Origin of the sequence: Brachybacterium sp. Marseille-Q7125 (assembly GCF_023062615.1) — a bacterium.
Classification (GTDB): domain Bacteria; phylum Actinomycetota; class Actinomycetes; order Actinomycetales; family Dermabacteraceae; genus Brachybacterium.
In genome coordinates this window covers 1-3,193 of the sequence record NZ_JALLAL010000100.1, presented here as the reverse complement: position 1 = coordinate 3,193, position 3,193 = coordinate 1, and the positions used below count along the sequence as shown (strand labels likewise).

Genomic DNA, 3,193 nt, shown 5'->3' with positions numbered 1-3,193 from the left:
GTGCTGAGCATGCGCCTCCTCCTTCTCCGGCACGGTCAGACCCCCTCCAACCTCGAGTGGGCTCGTCGAGGATCAGCAAGTCGGAGTCGGCGATGGGCTCTGCGTGTCCGTCGGGTGGGGCGTGGGCTGCCCAGTCGTGGGATCGGTCGGCGGGGGATCGTCCTGCGGGCGGTTCGACACGATGCCGCTGCTCACGTCGGAGGTCGCGGAGGCGGTGGTCTCCTCCTCCGCCGGAAGCGCGAGGGCCGTGCCCGCCCCGAGGGGCACCATGATGGCGGCAGCGGCGCAGGCCGCGCTGATGCGCGAGATCTCTCGCATGCGGCCTTCCTCCCCTGTGCTCCACGGCAGTGGGCGTCTCTCAGCGTGGGCGGCTGCGCGACATCCGTCGCACTTCAGCTCCGGTCCGGCACTGTACCCTACCGAATCTTTACCTTTGCCATGGTGCCGAGGTCCCCGCCGGGCGCACAAGGGTTCTGTGCATGCCGCCACCACGCCGTGATGCGGGAGATAGAACCGGAGACCTGTCCATTCTTGACTGCGCTTTGACGAATGTCGGGGTGGGGCATCGCCAGGATCCCCCGTCGCTTCGCCCGCACCCCGACGTCCGCACCCCGGCCCGCCGGACTGGCGCTCAGCCGTTCAGTGCCCCATCCACCAGCGCCTTCGCCGCCTCCTGGACCTGATCCAGGTGCTCCTGGCCGCGGAAGGACTCGGCGTAGATCTTGTAGATGTCCTCGGTGCCGGAGGGGCGCGCCGCGAACCACGCGTTCTCGGTGGAGACCTTCAGCCCGCCGATCGCCCCGCCCGCCGGAGCCTCCGTGATCGCCGCCGTGATCGGCTCTCCCGCGAGCTCCGTCGCCGTCACCTGCGAGGGGGACAGGGCCTTCAGCACCGCCTTCTGTTCGCGGGTGACCGGGGCATCGGAGCGGGCGTAGGCGCTGGCCCCGAACTCCTCCACCAGCTCGGCGTGCAGGGCGCTCGGGGAGCGGCCCGTGACCGCCAGGATCTCCGAGGCCAGCAGAGCCAGGATGATGCCGTCCTTGTCGGTGGTCCACACCGAGCCGTCGCGGCGCAGGAACGAGGCCCCCGCGCTCTCCTCGCCGCCGAAGCCCACCGAGGAGTCGATCAGGCCCGGCACGAACCACTTGAAGCCCACCGGCACCTCGAACAGCTCCCGGCCCAGTGACGCCACGACCCGGTCGATCAGGCTCGAGGACACCACTGTCTTGCCCACCTTCGCGCTGGTCGGCCAGTCCGGGCGGTGCGCGAACAGGTACCGGATCGCGACGGCCAGGTAGTGGTTGGGGTTCATCAGCCCGCCATCGGGGGTGACGATGCCGTGGCGGTCCGCATCGGCGTCATTCCCGGTGGCGATGTCGTACTGATCGCGCTTGTCCAGCAGGGACGCCATCGCCCAGGGGCTCGAGCAGTCCATGCGGATCTTCCCGTCGCGATCCAGCGTCATGAACGACCACTGCGGATCCACCTCGGGGTTCACGACCGTCAGATCCAGGTCATGCATCTCGCCGATCTCGGCCCAGTAGTCCACGGCAGCACCGCCCAGCGGATCCGCGCCGATGCGCACCCCGGCACGGCGGATCGCCTCCAGATCCACCACGCTCGCCAGATCCTGCACATAGGTGCGCAGGTAGTCGTAGCGCGCCGCATCCTGCAGCGCCTTCGCCCGGCCATGGCGGCGCACCTCTCGCAGACCGCCGGCCAGCAGCTCATTGGCCCGGTCTGCGATCCACGTCGTCGCATCGGAATCCGCCGGCCCGCCATGCGGCGGGTTGTACTTGAAACCGCCATCGCGCGGCGGATTGTGGCTGGGGGTGACGACGATGCCGTCGGCTCGGGACGGATCCTGCGCCCCCTTGCCACGGTTGTGCACCAGGATCGCGTGGGAGATTGCGGGGGTGGGGGTGTAGCCATCCTGCGCGTCCACCTGCGCGGCCACGCCGTTTCCGGCCAGGACCTCCAGGGCGGTGTCGAAGGCGGGACGGGACAGGGCGTGGGTGTCACGGCCGATGAACAGCGGCCCGCGGATGCCCTGCGATGCGCGGTACTCGACGATCGCCTGCGTCGTCGCCGCGATGTGGTCCTCGGTGAAGCGCACATCCAGGGAGGAGCCGCGATGGCCCGAGGTGCCGAAGGACACCGCCTGGTCCGGATTCGCGGGATCCGGGTGCTCGTCGTAGTAGGCATCCAGCAGGGCGTCGACGTCGATCAGATCTTCCGGCAGGGCCTGCTGTCCGGCGCGCGGGTGAGTGCTCATGGGGCTCCGTCCTCGATGTCCTCGGGCCTCCCCGGTGCCCCCGGGGGTCCTCGAGATCGCGTACGGGGCACACTCTAGGTCAGGGCCCGACGGGATGGTGCGCCCCGCGCAGCCTCCGAGACGAGCGGTCTAAGCCCGGCCCTCGCGCGCGCCCGGCGCGGGGCCCGGAACGAAGCGAGGAGCCCGGTCAGCGCCGCCCGGAGCGCACCAGGCGCACGATCCCGATGATCGTCAGCACCAGGCCCACCAGCCCCGCCAGCACGCCGACGATCACGCCGATCAGCAGCGGCCCCATCATGTCTAGCATTCCGTACGGCCCCATGTATGCAGCGCCATCGGTGCCGGTGCAGCTGATGGTCACCGTCGTGTCGGAGACGGCGGCCACGCCCATGATCTGCTCGTACTCGGTGCCGTCGGGGAAGGTGACGGTGCTCGAGGAGGGGACGGTCTGCGCATCGCCCTCGGCGAGGGTGCACTGCGCCGCATCCGCATCGGCGCTGGGCACATAGATCAGCAGCATGTCGCTCGCGGGCAGCTCCATCGTCAGCTCCCCGCCCTCCATCGCGGTAGGGCCGGCGGCGGTGTCCGAGACCAGGGAGCCCACGCCCCACACGATCCCACCGATCGTCATCAGCGGGCCGACGACCAGCAGCAGCACGAGACCGACGATCAGCATCACGAGCCCCTTGCGGCGCCGCGGCGGGGCGGGAGGGCCGTCTCTTATAAACATCTGACCCCGCCGACGAGACCCCGTTGGGAGGATTCCGGCGGTGACGGCTTATTAAGATAATAACGTCAACATACAAACGGCCTGTCTCATCATGGAAGGCGCTGAATTGACTGAAAACAGTATTAATGGCGTCTAGCGTGCAAGTAACTCCGCTGACTTCATGTCGTTGACATTGCTTGTAGTCGTAG

The 3,193-nt window shown here is 68.8% G+C and carries 3 protein-coding genes and 1 pseudogene; 1 reads left to right on the top strand and 3 read right to left on the bottom strand.

Annotation, left to right across the window (positions count from 1 at the left end; genetic code table 11):
- Positions 1-72: 72 nt before the first annotated feature.
- The 3 genes from MU407_RS13755 to MU407_RS13745 all read right to left on the bottom strand — a co-directional run bounded on the left by MU407_RS13755 (position 73) and on the right by MU407_RS13745 (position 2,951).
- Entirely contained in the window at positions 73-318 is a 246-nt protein-coding gene (locus MU407_RS13755; RefSeq protein WP_246958333.1) for a hypothetical protein, read from the bottom strand.
- A gap of 313 nt (positions 319-631) precedes the next feature.
- Entirely contained in the window at positions 632-2,275 is a 1,644-nt protein-coding gene (gene pgm, locus MU407_RS13750) for a phosphoglucomutase (alpha-D-glucose-1,6-bisphosphate-dependent) (RefSeq protein ID WP_246958331.1), read from the bottom strand.
- Between the two features lie 187 nt (positions 2,276-2,462).
- Positions 2,463-2,951 carry a hypothetical protein gene (locus MU407_RS13745; RefSeq protein WP_246958329.1) on the bottom strand — a complete coding sequence of 163 codons (489 nt, stop codon included), beginning with the start codon at positions 2,949-2,951 and terminating at the stop codon, positions 2,463-2,465.
- Positions 2,952-3,024: 73 nt separating this feature from the next.
- On the opposite strand from MU407_RS13745, the pseudogene MU407_RS13740 reads away from it, so the two are divergent.
- Positions 3,025-3,138, top strand: a pseudogene (locus MU407_RS13740) (external scaffolding protein D); the annotation flags it as partial.
- Positions 3,139-3,193 lie beyond the last annotated feature (55 nt).